Source organism: Flavobacterium panici, from assembly GCF_903819335.1.
Taxonomy (GTDB): Bacteria; Bacteroidota; Bacteroidia; order Flavobacteriales; family Flavobacteriaceae; genus Flavobacterium; species Flavobacterium panici.
In genome coordinates, this window is the sequence record NZ_CAIJDE010000063.1 from 57629 (window position 1) to 75788 (window position 18160).

An 18160-nucleotide genomic window follows, 5' to 3' on the forward strand; every position below is an offset into this window, starting at 1 on the left:
GTCGGGTTTGATCATCTCTACAATTCAAATTCTTATCTAAAACGCAATGGAAGAAATAATCCACATTCAAAAAACATTCGAGAAAGTTATTTATATCGATAAAAAAATAAACAATCGGGAGTTTGAGGATTGTGTTTTTAAAAACTGTGATTTTTCGAACAGCAATTTTAATTCTAATAGTTTTTTAGACTGCGAATTTATTGATTGCAATCTCTCCATGACAAGTTTGGCGGGAACGAGTTTGAAAAATGTAACTTTCAAAAACTGTAAACTTCTTGGAATCGCTTTCCACGAATGTGATGATTTTTTATTTCAGGTTCATTTTGAAGAATGTACGCTGGATTATGCTATATTTTCAAACAAAAAAATGCCGAAAACTAAGTTTATAAATTCTTCTCTTCGTGAAGTAACTTTTGTTGGAACAAATCTAACAAGCTCTGTTTTTGATGATTGTAATTTAGATGGTGCCATTTTTAATGAAACACAATTAGCTGCGGTCGATTTTAGAACAGCCTACAATTATAAAATCGATCCTGAGTTTAACGCGATGCGAAAAGCACAATTTTCGACTCAGGGAATTGTCGGTCTTTTAGATAAATATGATATTAAAATTGTATAATTTTTTCGCCACTAATTTCACGAATTTCCTCGAATTTTTCATAGAAAATGCTTAAGTTTTAATTCGTGAAATTCGTGGCAAAAAACCAAATAATTCCAGCTTATGAAAACTGATGAATCTTACATAGAAAGTGTTAAAAAGCAATTTTTATATTATAAAATGCTTGGCGAAAAAGCAATTGAGCAATTAGAGCCCGAACAGCTTTTTGTTTCTGTTAATGAAGACACCAACAGTATCGCAACAATTATAAAACATATTTCTGGTAATATGCTTTCTCGCTGGACAGATTTTTTAACGTCTGATGGTGAAAAAGAATGGAGAAATCGTGACTCTGAATTTGAAAATGATTTACAGTCTAAAGAAGAAGTTCTGGAAATTTGGAGCAAAGGCTGGGATTGTTTAGAAAATGCTTTGAATAGTTTAAAACCAGAACAGCTTTCAGACATTATTTATATTAGAAACGAAGGTCACACCGTTATTGAGGCCATAAATCGACAACTGGCACATTATCCTTATCATGTTGGGCAGATTGTTTTTTATGCCAAACAATTAAAAAAGAGTTCTTGGGAAAGCTTATCAATTCCGAAGAATAAATCAGGAAATTATAATGCCGAAAAATTTGCCAAAGAAAAAGAAATCAAGAACTTTACTGATGATGAATTAAAAAAGTTACAATAATTAATTCTGTTTATTTACTTAAAATTATCATTATACTCATTTTAGACAAGAATATGAAAAATAAAAACGACGAAACACATCGTTTTTTACCAAGTGGAGAATGGGAAGGATTTTATTGTTATAATAATTCCAGAAAACATCATAAAATATTGATACAATTGCACTTTGACAATTCTATAGTTTCAGGTTTCGAAGTTGATATTATAAACTCTTATAGATGGAATGGTTTTTATGATACTGAACATTCTAAAATTAGTATGATTAAAACATATCCAACAGATACTCTTGAAGAATACAAAGGAGAAATTAGCAAAAAAGGCATTCGGGGAATTTGGGAACAATTGGTTGATATAAGTGCCTTTGAAGAATCTAAACCAAAACTTTTTAAACAACTAAAAGGAATGAGCCAAGGAAAATTCCATATTTGGCCCAAAACATCAAAAAACAAATCTAAAACTGAAGTAAAAAAATCTAAAATTAAATCTTAAATATGATTTATATAAATCAGTTTTTATAAAAGTAACTTATTTAAAATGAAAAAAATACTATTCTTATTTCCGATACTGGCTTTCGTATCATGTTATAACGCTGAACACAATTGTAAAGATTTTAAAACCGGAAAATTCAAATTTGAGTTTGAAGTAAACGGTGTTAAAAAAACTACTTTTTTTGAGCGTAAAGACAGCATCGAAATTGAAACTTTTGACGGAAAAACAGATACCGCTACAATACGCTGGGTGAGCGACTGCGAATATGTTTTACAAAAGAAACATCCAAAAAATATGGCCGAGGAAAAGGCAATCAGTATGAAGATTTTAACGACTGCAAAAGATTCTTATACGTTTGAATTTGGAATGGTAGGTTCTGAAGAAAAACAACGTGGAAAGGTTTTCAAAGTTGAATAATAAAATTAAAGTCCCATTTGGGGCTTTTTTTTATGCCGCTAAGGCACTAAGACGCAAAGTTTTTATTCTATTATGCAAAAAACTTTGTCCCTCTGCATCTTTGTCTCTTTGTAACTCAAAAACTAAAGGTGTTTCTTTTACATTTCTATTTTAAATAGTATTTTAGAACTCTAATCTAACCAAATGAAAAATACCATTTCGCAGAGAGTTGCTGACTTTCTAAAAAATTATCCGCCTTTTAATTTTCTACATCCGAAAGATCTGGAAAAACTTTCGGAACAGATTTCTATTGTCTATAAAGATAAAGACGCCGTTATTTTTGCCGAAAACGATCAAACACATGACTCATTTTATGTGGTCCACAAAGGTGCAGTTGCGTTAAAGAAAAGTACAAAAAATACAGTTCTGGATATGTGTGACGAAGGCGATATTTTTGGATTGCGTCCGCTTTTGGCACAGGAAAATTATATTATGGAAGCTGTGGCACATGAAGAAAGCATTTTATATGCTATTCCAATCGCTGTTTTTAAACCTTATGCATTAGAAAATAGAAATGTTGGTAATTTCCTTATTGAAAGTTATGCTTCGAATACCCGAAATCCATATTCAGATATTCATAAAGATAAATTATACGGTGATGATGATTTACTAAATGAAAACCGCCATTCGAGCAATGATTCATTTGATTTAGCACCAATTAAATATTCCAAAAAAATTGTGACCTGCAGTCCGTCAACAACCGTTAAGGAAGTCGCCAGGATCATGAATAAGAAAAAAGTGGGCGCTATATTAATTGTAGATGAAATGCTCCCTATTGGTATTTTGACTGATAAAGATCTTCGAAATAAAATTGTTACCGGAGATTTCCCTATAACTACAACTGCCGAAACCATAATGACGAAACCTGTTATTACGTATCCTAAAAAAATGACCGTTACTGAGGCGCAAATGGCAATGATGAAAAGCAGTATCAGCCATTTATGCCTTACCAAAGATGGAACTGTTAATACCAAAGCAGTTGGGATTTTATCCAAACACGACGTAATGGTTGCGCTTGGAAATAATCCGGCAGTCTTGATTAAGGCTTTGAAAAGAGCTAAAAAAACAAAGGAAATAAAACCGATCAGAAACCGAATTATGCAATTGCTTCAGGGATATTTAGATCAAAACATTCCAATGACTTTGATTGCTAAAATCATAACAGAACTAAATGAAGCCTGCACTACACGTGTTATCGAAATTTGCTTAGAAAAAATGAGCAGTCCCCCACCGGTTAAATTTGCATGGCTGGCGCTGGGAAGTCAGGGCCGAGGCGAACAAATGCTGCACACCGATCAGGATAATGCGATTGTTTATGAAAATGTAAATGAAGTTTTTAGGGATGAAACACGAATTTATTTTTTAAAATTTGCTGCACTTGTCAATAAAGGACTTTTTGATATTGGCTATGATTATTGTCCTGCCGAAATGATGGCTTCAAATCCAAAATGGTGTATGAGTCTGGATGAATGGAAAAGTCAGGTGCATCATTGGATTACGAATCCTGGGAAAAATGAAGTTTTGCTTTCTTTTATTTTCTTTGATTACAGTAGAACTTATGGCGACGCTGAAATAGTAAGTCAACTGTCAGATTCCATTTTTGAAAACGTAAAAGCAAATCCTATTTTTTATATGCATTTGGTAAGTGGTGCTTTGCAAAGTCCCTCTCCTACTGGTTTTTTTAGACAATTTTTAGTTGAACAAGACGGTGCAAACAAAGACAATTTTGATATTAAAAGAAGGGCTTTAATGCCTTTAACTGATGCTGCGCGTGTTTTAATTTTATCTCATTCGGTTAAATCAATAAGCAATACTGCAGAACGTTTTGAAAAGTTAGCGGAACTAGAACCAAATAATAGAGAATTGTATTTATCGTGTTCTTATTCGTTTAAAGCTTTATTAAAATTTAGAACAAAGCAAGGACTTTTACATCATGATTCAGGGCAGTTTATTGCTTTGGAATCTCTATCAAAAATGGAAAAGATTAAACTAAAACGTACTTTTAAAACGATTAAAGAACTTCAAGAATTGATTTCGGTACGTTTTAATATTTCAAATTTGGTATAGTGATGGGTTTATTTAATTTTTGGAAAAAGGAAGAAAACCTCTTCGATGAAAATATCACAATCGAAGAAACCCGATTTGTTGTTCTGGATACTGAAACGACTGGATTCGATTATGAAAATGATCGTATTTTATGTATTGGCGCTCTGGTTCTTCAAAACGGAGTAATCTCTGTTCAAAATAGTTTTGAAATTTATCTTCAACAGGATCATTATGATAAATCTACAGCTCAGATTCATGGTATTTTAAAAGACTTACTCATTAAACGTCCGTCTGAATTAGAAGCTTTAGAACAATTTTTATCTTTTCTTGGAGATTCAATTATCGTTGCGCATCATACCATTTTTGATGTTACAATGATTAATAAAGCACTGGAAAGAAACAACTTACCTCAACTTACTAACAAAACTTTAGACACAGCTTATTTATACAAAAGAACTTTAATTAAATCGCATTTGTTTGAACGAAAAGATCATTACACTCTTGATGATCTTGCAGATAAGTTTGATATTTCTAAAAAAGACCGTCATACGGCTTTGGGCGATGCTTATATTACTGCTATTGCATTTTTAAAAATTGTAAAGAAATTGAGAGAGAAAAAAGAGGTTAATTTGAATTCTCTTTTTAAATAATAAAGGTTTGAAATATATTCAAACCTTTATTATTTATTTGTCCATAAATAAACGATAGGGAAATACATTTGAAGATCTGTTTTTAAGATTTTTCATAAAACTGTCGCATAAATAATCCCACTCATGGTGCACCTCCAGGCTATGTAGGTTATGAAGAAGGCGGATTATTGGTTAACAAAATAAGACAGAAACCATATTCTATTGTTTTATTTGATGAAATTGAAAAAGCACATCCTTCTGTTTTTGATGTTTTCCTGCAGATTATGGACGAAGGAAAACTACATGATCGTTTGGGAAAAGAAGGTGATTTCTCGAATGCTATTATTCTTTTTACTTCAAATATTGGTGCAGATCATATTGTGAGCACATTTAATAATCGTGAAATTCCAACGTCAACTTCCTTAATGGAAATTATGGGGAATTATTTCAGACCTGAATTTTTAGGAAGATTAACAGAGATTGTACCTTTTGCGCCTATCAGTAAAGAAAATGCATTAAAGATATTTGAAATTCATCTCAAAAAAGAGTTTATGGATTTATTGAAAAACATCAATATTCAAGTTGAAATTCCTATTGAAGCTAAACTTTATCTTGCCGAAAGCGGATATAATGCTAAATATGGAGCAAGACCAATAAAAAGCATTATTAGAAGTCATTTAAGAAGACCTTTGGCTAAAAAGATAATTTCCGGAGAAGTCAAAGATGGTGATACTATTTCTGTTAGCATTGAAAATAATGAAGTAAAATGGATTAAAAAAGAAGATCTTTATCCTCTTTAAAATTAGATTTACAAGCATAAAAAAACGCTAAGAAATCAAATTCTTAGCGTTTTCATTTTTTAGTCTAAAACCAAACCAATCTGACCATCGTCATCTAATTCTGTTTCTACAGGATCATCTTCTGATACTTCTGGTTTTTCAGGGATTTCTTCGACTGGCTCTTCGTAAGGAAGCGGGTCTAATAAATTAACCTGTTTTAGTTTATCTGTAGTTAATTGATTTCCTAAAGCTTTAAAACCTTTTACAGCTATAAAGTCTTCAACATCAATATGTAAATCTTCTTTTTGAACTCCTTTTACTTTCGCAAAAACCAATTGTGCCACCGGACGATAATCTGTTGAGACAATTTCTAATTGCGAATTTGGATGGTCTGTAATAAAGCTTTCTTCTTTACCTTCATTTTCAACAAGGAAACGTTTTAAGAAATAACGCTCTTTTTCTCCATCATAATAAATAGCAGAAATTGGTTTTTTAGGTTTCCATTTTTCCAAAATAATCATATCTTCCTCAAAATGAGTTGACAATTCCGGAATAATGACTTTTAGTTTACCTGTCTGGCTTATAACTAAAATTTTATCGCTTGGCTTAAATTCACCTAACAATTCACCTCTTGCATCAACATTTAAACGCTTTACAGTATCATCAAACCAAACTTTTCTTGGCAGTAAAGTCGAGATTCCTTTTTCTTTTAATTCGATTTTCTTGATTGGATATTTCGTAACCAAATTTCCTTTTGATGCACGGCCTTTAATCGCCAGTTTAGCAAAATCAATATCGAATTTTAGTTTTTTGATTGTTCCTACCTGACGCAATAATATCGTTACAACCTCAGCTTCTCCGTTTGGATTATGTGAAAAATAAACAACCTGAGATCCGTTTGTTCCGTTTGTTAAATCATAAGCTTTATCACGCGTTACTCCGCTAACGTTGAAACGTTTTATATACGATGGTCCTGATTTACCATCACGGTACATCATATTATAAATAGTACGTTTATCACTCTTATCAAAAACGGCAACATGTATGATATCTTTTCCTATAAAGGTTTTGGCATCTACTTTTGTTATCATCAATGTTCCGTCTCGTAAAAACACAATAACATCATCAATATCAGAACAATCACCAACGTATTCGTCTTTCTTTAAGCTGGTTCCAACAAAACCTTCTTCACGGTTTACGTACAATTTTGTATTACGTAAAACTACTTTTGTAGCCTCAACATTATCAAAAACACGAAGTTCTGTCTGACGTTCGCGACCTTTTCCGTATTTCTCTTTTAATTTAGTAAAGTAGGCAATTGCAAAATCTGTTAAATGCTCCAGATTATGCTCTACTTCTTTCATTTCGTCTTCTAACTTCGCGATAAAATCATCCGCTTTATCAGAGTCAAAACGAGTGATACGAATCATTGGTATTTGAGTCAGACGTTGTAAATCATCGTCGTTAATTTCTCTGACGAATGATTTTTTGAAAGGCTCAAATCGGTCGTATAAATATTTATAAAGTGATTCTCTGTCAGAATACAATTTGAAATCAATGTACATTTCTTCACGAATGAAGATTTTCTCCAAAGTAGAAAAATGCCATTTATTTTTTAATTCTTCTAACTGAATCTCTAATTCCTGACGAAGTAAATCAACTGTTCTGTGTGTTGAAATTTTCAACATTTCAGAAACTCCAATAAACAATGGTTTGTTGTCTTCAATAACGCATCCTAAAGGCGCAACAGAGGTTTCGCAGGCTGTAAAAGCAAACAAAGCATCAATTGTTTTATCTGGCGAAACGCCCGGGAAAAGATGAATTAAAATCTCAACATCAGCAGCGGTATTGTCTTCAATTTTCTTTATTTTGATTTTACCTTTATCATTAGCTTTCAAAATACTATCAATTAAAGTCGATGTATTGGTAGAAAACGGAATCTGTGTAATTACCAATGTATTTTTGTCTAATTGCGAAATTTTAGCACGCACACGCACACGTCCGCCGCGAAGTCCGTCATTATAATTGGACACATCAGCAATACCTGCCGTCATAAAATCAGGATAAAGCGTAAAGGCTTTTCCTTTTAAAATTTTAATCGAAGCATCAATTAATTCATTGAAGTTATGAGGTAGTACTTTTGTAGAAAGTCCTACTGCAATACCTTCTGCTCCTTGTGCCAAAAGCAATGGGAATTTTACAGGAAGATTATTTGGTTCAGCACGACGTCCATCATATGAAACTCCCCAATCTGTAATTTTTGGAGAATACAAAACCTCCAAAGCAAATTTAGATAAACGTGCCTCAATATAACGCGAAGCTGCAGCTCCATCGCCCGTTAAGATATTTCCCCAGTTTCCCTGACAGTCAATTAACAAATCTTTTTGACCAATTTGTACCATTGCGTCACCAATACTTGCATCTCCGTGTGGGTGATACTGCATCGTGTGACCTACAACATTGGCAACTTTATTATAACGACCGTCATCCAGCTCTTTTAAAGAGTGCATGATACGACGCTGAACAGGTTTAAATCCGTCCTCGATAGCAGGAACAGCACGTTCCAGAATTACGTATGAAGCGTAATCCAAAAACCAGTCTTTGTACATTCCGGTTACTTTGGTAATAACGTCTTCTCCTTCTTCTTCCTGATTTTCGTAAAAATGCTGTCCTTCAAAATGTTTAGCATCTACATTGATAATCTCATCGTCATCTCCATCCTGATTGTCATCAGTCAGGTTTTCATCTTGATTATTTTCGTCGTCGTTTGGAATTATGTTATCGTCTTCTTCGTCTTTCATTTAATTATCTCTAATTATAATTTTATTTGTTCTCGAGCAGTTTTTTTAAAGCTTCAACACTTGGTAAAACGGTTTTATATTTACTGGCAAATATTTGCTCATTGTTTTCTGGTAAAGTATATTTTACTACAGCTTCACTTTTAGTTTGGCAAAGTACAATTCCAATTGTTTTGTTTTCATCTTCCAATCGCATTTCTCTATCATAATAGTTCACATACATTTGCATCTGACCTAAATCCTGATGTTTTAATTCGCCAATTTTTAAATCTATAAGAACAAAACACCGCAATATTCTATTATAAAAAACTAAATCAATTCTAAAATGTTTATCATCAAAAGTAATTCTTTCCTGCCTTGCAACAAAAGTAAAACCATGACCCAATTCTAATAAAAATTGCTCTAGTTTATTAATGATTTCTTCTTCTAATTGAGATTCTGAATATTGATGCAATTCTGGTAATCCTAAAAATTCAAGAATATAAGGATCTTTAATGATGTCTTTTGGTTTCTCTATAATCTGACCTTTCTCTGAAAGTTTTAAAATTCCTTCTTTATCTCTGCTTAAAGCTAATCGTGTATAAAGTGCCGTGTCATATTGACGTTTTAATTCCCGAACACTCCAATTATGTTTTTCAGATTCAATTTTGTAAAACCGTCTTTCTTTTTCATCTTCAATTCGCATTAAAAAAATATAATGGCTAAAAGTCAATTTAAAAAATGAAGACAAAGTCTGATAATCTAATTTATTAAATTCCGCAGACACTGACTGCGTTTTTTGAGATTTGAATTCCTCAGTCAGTGACTGGGGTTTTTGAATTTGCAAAATCCGAGACAGTGTCTCGGATTTTGAGAAAGTCAAAAAGAGCTTCCTCATATTTTCTAAATTATCAATAGAAAAGCCTCTCCCAAATTCTTTAGTTAATTGTTTCGAAAGATCTCTTAGAAGTTTTTTACCATACTCAGCTCTATCTTTTCCGTTTTGTTCTTCTTCAACAATAATTCTTCCAATTTCAAAATAAGTAATTGTCATTGTTGAATTTACAGTACGCAAAACCTGTTGTCGAGCATTTTGCAATAACTCGGCAACTTGCTGGAAAATAACTTTATTTTGAAGATCGTTTGACACTTATTATTTTAAAATTTATTAAACTTCCTCCAATTCATCAATCTCCACCTTCAAATTCTTGATAATAAACTCCTGTCTGTCCGGAGTATTTTTCCCCATATAAAAAGACAATAACTGCTCAATCGAAGTATGTTTATCCATCATAACCGGATCAAGGCGGATTGTATCTCCAATAAAGTTTTTAAACTCGTCTGGAGAAATCTCTCCCAAACCTTTAAATCGGGTGATTTCTGGTTTTGGTTTTAGTTTTTCGATCGCGTCTTTTCTTTCTTCTTCAGAATAACAATAAATCGTTTCTTTTTTGTTTCGAACCCTGAAAAGCGGCGTTTGCAAGATATATAAATGCCCTTCTTTGATTAATTCTGGGAAAAATTGCAAAAAGAAAGTAATTAAAAGTAAGCGAATGTGCATTCCGTCAACATCGGCATCGGTTGCGATTACGATATTGTTATAGCGTAATTTTTCTAAACCGTCTTCGATATCAAGTGCTGCTTGCAATAAGTTGAATTCTTCATTTTCATACACAATTTTTTTAGTCATTCCGTATGAATTCAAAGGCTTACCACGTAAACTAAAAACGGCTTGAGTATTTACGTCACGTGACTTTGTGATCGATCCGGAAGCCGAATCTCCCTCGGTAATAAAAAGCGTACTTTCTAAGTTTCTTGGGTTTTTAGTATCTGGAAGATGCGCACGGCAGTCTCTTAATTTTTTATTATGAAGATTGGCTTTTTTAGCACGATCTGTCGCCAGTTTTCTAATTCCTGATAATTCTTTTCTTTCACGTTCTGCCTGAAGAATTTTGCGTAACAAAGCTTCTGCAGTTGGCGGGTTTTTATGAAGGTAATTATCTAATTTGGTTTTGATAAAATCGTTTACGAAAGTACGAACAGAAACTGCAGGCGTTCCATCATCAGAACCCATATCTGTAGAACCTAATTTTGTTTTGGTCTGAGACTCAAAAACCGGTTCCATAACTTTAATACTAATCGCACTTACAATCGATTTTCGAACATCTGATGCTTCAAAATTCTTATTGTAAAACTCACGAATCGTTTTTACAACAGCTTCACGATACGCCGCTAAGTGCGTTCCTCCCTGCGTTGTATTCTGACCGTTGACAAAAGAGTGATATTCTTCACTATACTGCGTTTTACTGTGTGTTAACGCAACCTCAATATCATGATCTTTTAAGTGAATAATTGGATATTCTAAATCTTCTTCGCTGATTGTTTCTTCTAATAAATCACGAAGTCCGTTTTCTGAATAATATTTTTCTCCATTGAAAATAATTGTCAAACCATTGTTTAGGTAACAATAGTTTTTAACCATTTTAATAACGTATTCTAAACGGAATTTATAGTTTTTGAAAATCGTTTCGTCTGGCGTAAAAGTTACTTTGGTTCCTTTTCGCTTTGTGGTTTCAATTATGTCTTCTTCAAGAACTAAATTCCCGGCAGAAAACTCTGCTCCTTTTTGTTTATCATCACGAACAGATTCAACGCGGAAATAGTTCGAAAGCGCATTTACTGCTTTTGTTCCGACACCGTTCAAACCTACTGATTTCTGGAAAGCTTTAGAATCGTATTTTCCACCAGTATTCATTTTTGAAACTACATCGACCACTTTTCCTAACGGAATTCCACGTCCGTAATCACGAACAGAAACCGTTTTATCTTTTATCGTTACTTCAATAGTTTTTCCGGAGCCCATAACGAACTCATCGATACAGTTATCTAAAACCTCTTTTAAAAGAATATAAATACCATCATCTGGAGAAGAACCGTCTCCCAATTTTCCGATATACATTCCCGGACGCATACGGATATGTTCTTTCCAATCGAGTGATCGGATATTATCTTCGGTATATTGATTTTGCTCTAGCATAAGGTGAATTGGATTTTTGGCTAATGTACCATTTATCGGCAAAAAATGAAAGCGTATTTCTTTTTTGTTACGAATAATAACAGCTTTTAAATCTATTTAAATTGATTTTAAAAAAATACGACCGTTAAAAATATAAAAAAACAGTGATCAAACAAAAAAATACTATTTGATTCCAAGTACTTCCTTCGCCAAATCAATCATTTCGGGAGTTCCCGTATTTTTATTTTTTTCGTCAGAAAGTTTAACGACACCTTGCCAATGTGTATTATCGGGTTTAGTTTCTGTTAATTTAATGACCATATTCATGGCTGGAAGCCCAACATCATTGGTGAAATTTGTTCCAATTCCGAACGACATTTTTATTTTGTCCTGACAAAAGTCGACTATCGTTTTTACTTTATCAAAATTTAAAGAATCAGAAAAAACAATGGCTTTCGATTTTGGGTCAATTCCCATTTTGGTATAATGCGTAATTACTTTTTTGGCAAATTCAATTGGATCTCCGCTGTCATGTCGAACCCCGTCAAAAAGCTTGGAGTATTTTTTATCAAATTGATTGAAAAATATTTCTGTAGTGTAAGTATCTGTTAAGGCAATTCCGAGATCGCCGCCATAAACTTGTGTCCAATGTTCCAGACTTATGGAATTGGCCATTTTAAAGCCGTATTGCGCCGCATGAAACATAAACCATTCATGTGCGTGCGTACCTAAAGGTCTTCGGTTATTGACCATGGCAAAATGTACATTGCTGGTTCCTATAAAACTTTGCCCGCCATTAACTCTCAATGTTTCATTTACCAAATTATGAACATCATAAGAATGTCGGCGTCTTGTGCCAAACTCTAAAATAGATACACCTAGTTTATTGTAATTATCGATTTTATCTTTCGTGAGATTTTTAATGGCTTCATCATTTAAGCGGATTAAATGATTTGACTTATAAAAAAGCTCTGAAATTAAAGCCATTAATGGAACTTCCCACAAAATGGTTCGGTACCAAAATCCTTCAACTGTAACTTTAATTTCTGATCCTTCCTGACTAATCTGTACTTCCGACGGATCGAAACTATATCCTTGCAGAAAGTCTAAATAAGTGGGATCAAGATAAGGGCAGTAATGTGACAGGTAATTTTTTTCTTCTTTAGTTAAACGAAGATCTGCCAATGCATCTACAGAACGACGAAGTAAATCTGCAAAACCAGCCGGAAATTTATGTTTTCCTCTATTAATAAATCCGTATCGAACCTTTGCCTTTGGAAAAAGTCTTATTACAGCATGCTGCATTGTAAATTTATAGAAATCATTGTCTAAGATCGATTTCAAAAAAGTTGTCTCCATATCGCATTAATTCAATTCCTGAATTGCTAAGATACGGCAATTCAACAAAAGAAGAAAATCTGCCAATAAACAATGTTGACTTTATTTTGGAATAACTTTAAAAGAAACAATACTATTTGTGTTTACAAAAACTGTAACGTATTCACCAATATTATTGTCATAGGGAATTTGAAATTCTAAACCGCCTCTTTTTTCTTTTGCGTTTTTAATCAAAACGGGCTGATTCCTTTTATTTAAATAAAGAACCTGATCTGATTTTTTTACATTTTTAATTTCAACATCAATTTTATCTCCATATTTAGCTTCGATAATTCCGGTAGTTGGAGATTTAATTTTAAAATCGTTCTCGATTGTTTTATTATAAATTAAAGGTCCGTTAAGAAAAGCATCTTTATCTAATCTATCTCCCAAATAAGAACCGGAATCAGGAAAATGTTTAGCGAAAAAATAATCCGGATCTGTATCAAAGTAAACAGGTGAAAAGTCATTTACCATTCTTCCTTTGCTATTATCAAAATAACCCTGCCCCCAAGTCACATCGATCAAACGCCATTTCCTGTCAATTAAAACAATATTCCATGCGTGATTTGAAGAAGTATTTTTTCGACCGATATCCCTTAATGAAATTTTAGAATCTCCTCTGATAATTTCAGATTTCAATCCTGTTAATTCTGCTAAATGCTGGTATAAAGCCGTAAACCCTTCGCAGACAGCTTTCTTAGAACTAAAGGCTTTTTGCCATAATCTGTCATTCAGTTCTTTAATTTTGCGTTGTTTTTCGGCTTCAGTAGAATAACTAAATCCCTGCGTTCTTGGCGGATTCAAAAAAGCATTGTAATCATATCTTATATTGAAGGCAATCCAGCTGTAAATTGCTCGTGCCTTGTCATAATCAGAATTGAAGTCTTCTTCAATTCTTTCCGCTAATTTTTCTGTGGTTGCAAAACTTTTTGGATATTTTGCAACGATTTTATCTACTTCATTAATTTTTTGTGCGAAAGTATAATTCAAAAAAATACTATTCAACAAAAGGAATATAATAGCAATCTTTTTTTGTGGCATTTAAAAATTTAATTTGATAATATCTTTGAGTTCTTTATCTAACTCAACGTTAGAAATTTTATTTTCTTGTAAATCAAAATTCGAGCCAAATGCTGGTAATGAAAAAGTTCCTTTAATTTCAGCTCCATATCTTGGCAAAGCATTTCGCGCAATTTCTAAAACGGAAGCGCCTCCTCTTGATCCTGGCGAAGTTGCCAGTAATAACATTGGTTTTTGCTGAAAAACTTCTTTCGTAATCCTGGAACTCCAATCGAATAAATTTTTGAATGCTGATGAATAATTATTGTTATTCTCGGCAAGAGAAACGACTAAAATATCTGCGCTGGCAAGTTTTGCAAGAAATGCTTTTGCAAGTTCGTGCTGTCCTACTTCTTTTTCAAGATCAACACTAAATAATGGCATTGCGTAATCGTTTAAATCTAAAACTTCGACATCGGCATTTTCGAATAAACCTGCTGCGTAAGTGGCTAATTTTTTATTGATCGAATGCTGACTGTTACTTCCTCCAAAGGCGATAATTTTCATGGTTTTTCTTTTTGTAATTTTTCTTCTATTGGTTCTTTTTTTGTCTCGTCGATTTCGTAAATTTCTTTTGCTATTTCTACCGAGTACTCATTTGGATAAATTTTACCTCCGTAAGATTTTGCATATACTTTGGTAAATTCTGCTCCAAAATACAGAATAATTGCCGAATAATAAACCCAAACTAAAATAATTATCACAGATCCTGCAGCACCGTAAACAGAGGCTACTGTTGAACTTCCTAAATAAAAACCGATGGCAAATTTACCAATCATAAAAAGTATAGCTGTAACTCCTGACCCTATAAAAGCATCTTTCCACTTGATTTTTCCATCTGGCAATGTTCTAAAAATAATAGCAAAAAGAGTAGTAATACTTGCCAGTACAATAACTATATTAACTATATAAAATAAATAAACTGTACTCTCTGGAAAATAAACTTTTAAACGTGAACTAAGTAAGTCTAAAGTTGTACTTATAAAAAGACTGACCAGCATTAAAAAACCAACTGAGGCAATCATTGAGAATGACATTAAGCGGTTTTGAATAAATTTCTTAATTCCTTTATCTGGTTTTGCACGTAATCCCCAAATAAAATTAATAGAACTTTGTATTTCGGCAAAAACTCCTGACGCTCCAATTAATAGCATTATGATTCCAAATACGGTTGCAAAAACATTATCGCCAGATAATTGTACATTTTTAATAGCTTCCTGAATTTGACTTGCAGCGCCGTTACCTACCAAACCATTAATTTGTCCGTACAATTCTCCCGTTACAGCTTCCTCTCCAAAAAAGAAACCACAGATTGTAATGATAATAATCAATAAAGGCGGCAAAGCAAATATGGTGTAATATGCAAGTGCCGCACTTAGTTTAATGGCATTATCATCGTTAAATTCTAAAAAGGTATTTTTTAGTAGAAACCATGTCTTGGAGAATATATTTTTGATTTTCATTTGCTGATTTTTTTAGATATTCTCTCAAATTTACGCAATAATGAAAAATTTTGGGTTCTTGATTTTTAATGGAATTTTACATTTTTTCCATCTACCGATCATATATTCCTAGCGGAATATTTTGCGGCCGTCTAAAAACATTGGCTACCGATATTTAATTCCTAGCGGAATTTCCTGTCCTACATAAATACCTGTTTATTACTAAGCGGATAATCTCGTTAGATTTAATATTCTAACCAAAAAACAGATGTATTTTTAACGGAATTTCCTGTAATGTATAAACACCTATTTATTACTAACAGAATAATCTCGTAGAGATTTAATATCGGTAACCAAAAAACAGACGTACAGCAATTGTCCCATAGGGACTATACATTATTTATAATGACAAAAAATCCCTTTATCATAAACTGTCCACAAACTTGCTTTTTGATTTGCCGCTTTTAAAGCATTATTTGCCCAGGTATTACAAGTATAAAAAAGACTGTAACTTCCTTTGGCTTCATAAAAAGCATCTTTCTTTCCGTAGCTGTGGCCTTCAATCCATTCCGGATGAATTGGATCGCTGAAACTATCCGAAATATAATTAACCAGACTTTGATAGTTTTCTTTTGAAATCAAAATGCGTTTGCAATCCTCACCTTCTCTCAATTGTTTAAAAAATGTAGTATGCATTGCCGATGAACTGATTCCGAATGCAGCTTTGCAGGCTGTACTTGCTTTTAAATCTGACCACTCCGGCGTATCTAAATAAAAACCTTTGTCGCCCCAGCCAAAAGCAATAAAGTTCATTAATGAATCTTTTGATTGTGTTTGGTTAAACTGAATCTCGTTTCGCCAATCTTTGATTTCATTTTTTATGGGAACGACAATATCCGTATGAACTCCGTTTGAAAGAATGTAAATAGGAACGGCATTTTGCTCTTCGACCTGAGCGACATCTGAATTAACGGTAATTTTAGAAATCAGATAAACAGATAATACATAAAGGACAAGAAAACTAAAGATTCCGATAAATGTCCATTTTAAAATTTTGAAAGTTTTTTTTAGCATTTTGATTAGTTTATTTTAGATTAGTAATTGGTAATTTTTCTGTAACCAATTTTTGAGCCAAAAATTTTCAAACTGTAAATTTGCTTACGAAATGGCACGCGGATTTTACGGATTCGCTTTCGCGAAAGCGCGGATTTACACGGATTTTTTTATTCTCCTTTTTGTCAGGCTGAGCGAAGTCGAAGCCCGCAAAGATTGGCAATACTTTGTGGAGCTTCTTGCGTGGGCTTCGACTTCGCTCAGCCTGACAGTTGAGACCTCAAATAATAACATAAAAAAACTGCTGAATTCCTCCAGCAGTTTTAGTCTATTCTCTATAATTTTTATTCTATCTTCTTAAAAAAAAAATTAAACGTTAAAACGGAAATGCATTACATCACCATCTTTCACAACATATTCTTTTCCTTCAACTTTGAATTTTCCAGCTTCTTTTGCTTTTGCTTCAGAACCGTATTGAACGTAATCTTCGTATGAAATAACTTCGGCACGGATGAAACCTTTTTCAAAATCGGTGTGGATAACTCCTGCTGCTTGAGGTGCAGTTGCTCCAATATTGATTGTCCAAGCACGAACTTCTTTTACACCTGCTGTAAAATAAGTTTGTTGTTTTAATAATTTGTAAGCAGCACGAATTAAAACTGACGCTCCCGGCTCTGTTAATCCCATATCTTCAAGGAAAACCTGACGCTCTTCGTAGCTTTCTAATTCTGTAATATCAGCTTCCGCTCCTACTGAAAGAATGATAACTTCTGCATCTTCATCTTTTACTAATTCACGAACCTGGTCAACATATTTATTTCCGTTTACAGCAGAACTTTCGTCAACATTACAAACATATAAAACTGGTTTTGCAGTAATTAATTGAAAAGATTCCATTAGAACTTCTTCGTCATTACCTTGAGGAGTAATTGTACGCGCAGATTTAGCTTGTAATAATGCTTCTCTAATTCTGTCTAAAAGTGCCTTTTCAGTTTGCGCTTCTTTATTTCCTGTTTTTGCAGCACGATTTACTTTTTCTAAACGTTTTTCAACTGTTTCTAAATCTTTCAGCTGCAATTCGATATCGATCGTTTCTTTATCACGAATTGGATTTACGTTTCCGTCTACGTGAACAATATTATCATTATCAAAACAACGTAAAACGTGAATGATAGCATTACATTCTCTAATGTTTCCTAAAAACTGGTTTCCAAGACCTTCACCTTTACTTGCTCCTTTTACCAAACCTGCAATATCTACGATATCTACAGTTGCCATTTGTACACGCTCTGGTTTTACTAATTCCTCTAATTTGTTGATTCTCGGATCCGGAACGTTTACAACACCAATATTAGGTTCGATTGTACAAAACGGAAAGTTCGCACTCTGCGCTTTTGCATTAGATAAACAATTAAATAATGTTGATTTTCCAACATTTGGTAATCCTACAATTCCTGCTTTCATCTGTTGTTTCTATTTATTTTATTGAACTTTGAGCTTATCAAAGTCCCACCATTAACTCTCTATTTTAATGGATTATGATTTACGTGTGTTTTTCTGTTTCTGCCAAAATGATATTTTTTGGCTTTAAAATTTTGCAAATATAAGATTTAATACCTCGTGAGCGAAGTAAAAATGTGCATTAATATAATTTTAAGGTTATTCTTAAAAATTTTTAAACTTATTATTAAGTTTTTGTTAAAAAATATTACTTTTATAAAAGTAATCAACAAAAAAC

15 protein-coding genes and 1 pseudogene are annotated in these 18160 nt (G+C 33.0%); 7 read left to right on the plus strand and 9 right to left on the minus strand.

Going from position 1 to position 18160, the window contains the following annotated elements:
- Positions 1-46 precede the first annotated feature (46 nt).
- From FLAPXU55_RS21690 to FLAPXU55_RS21720, 7 genes and pseudogenes are all read left to right on the plus strand, one after another.
- On the plus strand, positions 47-619 hold the full coding sequence (locus FLAPXU55_RS21690; RefSeq protein ID WP_073482523.1) for a pentapeptide repeat-containing protein: 573 nt from the start codon (positions 47-49) through the stop codon (positions 617-619).
- Positions 620-721: 102 nt separating this feature from the next.
- Positions 722-1297, plus strand: coding sequence for a DUF1572 family protein (locus FLAPXU55_RS21695; RefSeq protein ID WP_053473660.1), 576 nt, complete (start codon positions 722-724; stop codon positions 1295-1297).
- Positions 1298-1350: 53 nt separating this feature from the next.
- Positions 1351-1785 (plus strand): hypothetical protein, encoded by a 435-nt coding sequence (locus tag FLAPXU55_RS21700; protein WP_053473661.1) that lies wholly within the window; start codon positions 1351-1353, stop codon positions 1783-1785.
- A 45-nt stretch (positions 1786-1830) separates the two neighbouring features.
- Entirely contained in the window at positions 1831-2202 is a 372-nt protein-coding gene (locus FLAPXU55_RS21705) for a hypothetical protein (protein ID WP_053473662.1), read from the plus strand.
- 183 nt (positions 2203-2385) lie between these two features.
- Positions 2386-4308 carry a DUF294 nucleotidyltransferase-like domain-containing protein gene (locus FLAPXU55_RS21710; RefSeq protein ID WP_180861301.1) on the plus strand — a complete coding sequence of 641 codons (1923 nt, stop codon included), beginning with the start codon at positions 2386-2388 and terminating at the stop codon, positions 4306-4308.
- A 2-nt stretch (positions 4309-4310) separates the two neighbouring features.
- The gene (locus tag FLAPXU55_RS21715; RefSeq protein ID WP_180861302.1) at positions 4311-4937 is read left to right on the plus strand and encodes a 3'-5' exonuclease; all 627 of its coding nucleotides are present in this window, start codon (positions 4311-4313) and stop codon (positions 4935-4937) included.
- 122 nt (positions 4938-5059) lie between these two features.
- Positions 5060-5716: pseudogene (locus tag FLAPXU55_RS21720) on the plus strand (AAA family ATPase); the annotation flags it as partial.
- 59 nt (positions 5717-5775) lie between these two features.
- Here the strand turns inward: FLAPXU55_RS21720 and FLAPXU55_RS21725 are convergent.
- From FLAPXU55_RS21725 to ychF, 9 genes are all read right to left on the minus strand, one after another.
- Positions 5776-8496 (minus strand): DNA gyrase/topoisomerase IV subunit A, encoded by a 2721-nt coding sequence (locus FLAPXU55_RS21725; protein ID WP_180861304.1) that lies wholly within the window; start codon positions 8494-8496, stop codon positions 5776-5778.
- A 22-nt stretch (positions 8497-8518) separates the two neighbouring features.
- The gene (locus FLAPXU55_RS21730) at positions 8519-9622 is read right to left on the minus strand and encodes a PDDEXK nuclease domain-containing protein (RefSeq protein ID WP_180861306.1); all 1104 of its coding nucleotides are present in this window, start codon (positions 9620-9622) and stop codon (positions 8519-8521) included.
- 18 nt (positions 9623-9640) lie between these two features.
- Positions 9641-11509, minus strand: a complete 1869-nt coding sequence (locus tag FLAPXU55_RS21735) for a DNA topoisomerase IV subunit B (protein WP_053473766.1) — start codon at positions 11507-11509, stop codon at positions 9641-9643.
- Between the two features lie 162 nt (positions 11510-11671).
- Positions 11672-12847 carry a nicotinate phosphoribosyltransferase gene (gene pncB, locus FLAPXU55_RS21740; protein WP_180861308.1) on the minus strand — a complete coding sequence of 392 codons (1176 nt, stop codon included), beginning with the start codon at positions 12845-12847 and terminating at the stop codon, positions 11672-11674.
- Between the two features lie 81 nt (positions 12848-12928).
- Positions 12929-13909, minus strand: coding sequence for a transglutaminase domain-containing protein (locus FLAPXU55_RS21745; protein ID WP_180861310.1), 981 nt, complete (start codon positions 13907-13909; stop codon positions 12929-12931).
- Positions 13910-14434 (minus strand): NADPH-dependent FMN reductase, encoded by a 525-nt coding sequence (locus tag FLAPXU55_RS21750; protein ID WP_180861312.1) that lies wholly within the window; start codon positions 14432-14434, stop codon positions 13910-13912.
- A complete protein-coding gene (locus tag FLAPXU55_RS21755; RefSeq protein ID WP_180861314.1) occupies positions 14431-15390 on the minus strand; it encodes a YihY/virulence factor BrkB family protein in 960 nt (319 codons plus the stop codon). Before FLAPXU55_RS21755 ends, FLAPXU55_RS21750 begins: the two co-directional genes overlap by 4 nt.
- A gap of 375 nt (positions 15391-15765) precedes the next feature.
- The gene (locus tag FLAPXU55_RS21760) at positions 15766-16443 is read right to left on the minus strand and encodes a TIGR02117 family protein (RefSeq protein WP_180861316.1); all 678 of its coding nucleotides are present in this window, start codon (positions 16441-16443) and stop codon (positions 15766-15768) included.
- Between the two features lie 348 nt (positions 16444-16791).
- A complete protein-coding gene (gene ychF / locus FLAPXU55_RS21765) occupies positions 16792-17886 on the minus strand; it encodes a redox-regulated ATPase YchF (RefSeq protein WP_180861318.1) in 1095 nt (364 codons plus the stop codon).
- Positions 17887-18160: the final 274 nt, after the last annotated feature.